Origin of the sequence: Streptomyces sp. URMC 123, assembly GCF_051386515.1 — a bacterium.
Classification (GTDB): Bacteria; Actinomycetota; Actinomycetes; order Streptomycetales; family Streptomycetaceae; genus Streptomyces.
The window spans coordinates 1-2,368 of record NZ_JBPQTV010000541.1 but is presented as its reverse complement, the minus strand read 5'-3'; the positions used below and the strand labels follow the sequence as shown (position 1 = coordinate 2,368).

The 2,368-nt window shown below is 76.6% G+C and carries 1 protein-coding gene; it reads right to left on the bottom strand.

Going from position 1 to position 2,368, the window contains the following annotated elements; all coding sequences use genetic code 11:
- The coding region (locus ACSNOD_RS30505; RefSeq protein ID WP_436770322.1) for a phage holin family protein at positions 1-2,215 on the bottom strand (2,215 nt) is incomplete at its 3' end.
- Positions 2,216-2,368: the final 153 nt, after the last annotated feature.

The window sequence follows — 2,368 nt, the reverse complement described above, 5'->3', positions numbered from 1 at the left end:
GCGCATGGACGACGATCCGCTCGGGCGGGGTGGGGGCCCACACCCCGCTGACCTCGCTCAGCCACCTGCGCAGCACGCGGTGCACCTCTTCCGCGCCCAGAAGCTCCGGGACCACCGGCTCAGGGCCGCCCCGCTCAGCGCCCGCAGGCTTCGGGCCCACCGGCTCCGGGCCGTCCCACTCCAGGACCGCCGGCTCCGCGCCCTCCCGCTCCGCCGGCGGGGGCACGGTCCGCACGGGGCTGCTCAGGGCCTTGGGCGCGAGCAGGAACGCCAGGCTCTGGGCGCCGCCGAGGCCCCCGTGGGAGCCGATCTGCTCCTCGAAGGAGTGCACCTCGCCCGTCTCCGGGTCGTACGCGGAGTTGACCATGATGTCGGCCGCGTGCGGAAAGCCCGCCGTGCGCCGTACGGCGTCCGCCGCGCCCGGGCCGAAGGGCGCCAGCGGATCGGCGCCGATGATCTCGCCCGTGTCGAGACGGTGCTCGGCGCCGCCCGCGCCCAGCACCACATCGCCGTACCGCTCGCTGCGCACCAGCAGGAAGCCCACGCCGGGGTGGTCGGCGAGGCGCCGCAGCAGGGCGGGGTGGCGGCGGTCGATCTCCTCGCGGCTCGCCCGCCCGGGCAGCCCGGGGAAGCTGATCAGGCCGAGGTTGCCGGAGGCGAGCACGACGGGCCCGGCGCCGCCCCGTATGCCGGCGCCGCCCCGTATGCCGGCGCCGCTCCGTACGCCGCCGCCCCGTACGCCGCCGCTCCTTACGCCCGCGCCGTTGCGCCGTCCGGTGCCGGGAACGGGGTCGCAGCCGAGCCGCACCAGGTCCTGGAGGGTGAGCCCGTACCGTCCGGCGAACGTCTCGCCGGGGCTCTGACCGTGGTCGGAGAGGAGCACGATGTGGTACTCCCGCGGCGCGTGCTCGGCGACCTCGGCGATCAGCCGGACGCACCGGTCGAGCCGGCGCAGCACCTGTTCGGCGTCGCGGCTGTACGGGCCGGAGTGGTGGGCCACCTCGTCATAGGCCACGAGGTCGGCGTAGATCGCCGTACGCCCGGCGAGCATGTCGCCGAGGACGGCGGCGACCACCACGTCCCGTTCGACGACGGTGGCGAAGGCGCGCAGAAAGGGGTGGAAACCGCCGCGCCTGACCCGGGGGCCCTCCGGCCGCAGCCGGGCGCGCGCCGACTGCCCGACCTCCCGGACGACCTCGGCGAGGAAGGAGCACGCGGTGCGCACGGCGTTGGCGGGGTCGGAGAAGTAGGCGAAGTAGCCCGCGCGGGAGCGGTTGTGGCGGCCGCGCCGGGCGGCCACGGACAGCACGAGGGCGAGCTGGTCCGCACCGCCGCTGAAGAGGTTGCCGCGACTGGCGCCGTCCGCGGCGAGCAGCCCGGGGTGTCCGGCGCGGGCGACGGCACGGCGCTGGAGCTCGGCGACGGCGGCGGGGCTCGAACAGGCCAGCACCTGCCCGGTCTCCTTCTCGTACCAGCGGAAGGCCGGCACGTCGTGGTTGCTGCCGTGCAGGATGCCGAGCTGGCTGGCGCCGGTCTGGCTCGACCAGTCGGTGCGCCACGGCACGAGCCGGTGGGAGCCGCGCCCGTCGCCGTACCAGCCGGCCACGGTCTCCATCAGCGGCGGCTCGGGGCGCCCGGCGCCCGGGCGGCCGGGCCGCTCCCGCAGGGCGCGCGTCAGGACGTCGTGGCCGACGCCGTCGAGTTGCAGGAAGACGATGCCGGGCGGCTCCGGGGGCGCGAGGGCGTCACCGGCGCGCCGGCGGCGGCGGTCGGCGAGCCGGGAGAGCCGCCGTCGGTAGGCGTGGTCGTCGCGTACGGCGAGGGCGGTGCTGGTGGCGGAGGAGGCGGCCGACATGGCGGCGGCCACCACGATGGCGGTGCGCCAGTCCGCCTCGCCGCGCCCGTCCGGGATGAGGAACAGGGCGATGAGCAGCAGGGAGCCGTTGAGGAAGAAGACGAGCAGGCCGAGGACGAAGGCCGGCACCAGCAGCAGGGCGCGCACGAGCACGGGCCAGACCACGGCGCTCAGCAGGCCGAAGGCGCCGGCTCCGCTCGCGGCCGTGACGAGGATCTGCGGGGCGCTGTCCCCGCCGGACGGCTGGAGCCTGAAGTCGGGCAGCAGCCCGGCGAGTACGAGCAGGGTGAGCGTGCTCACCGCCCAGACGACCAGCACCCGTAGGGCCGCGGCACCCGCGGCCCGCCAGCGACCCCGCACGCGTTCACCTCACGTATCCGCCCGCAAGGGGCATTCGGCCCCGCCGGATCAGCCTGGCACGGCGCGGACGAGGACGGGTGGAAAGCGCACGGAGTCGCCGCGGCGGGGGCGCCCGGGACGGGTGGCGCGTGCGGGGGCCGCGGCGACTCCGTG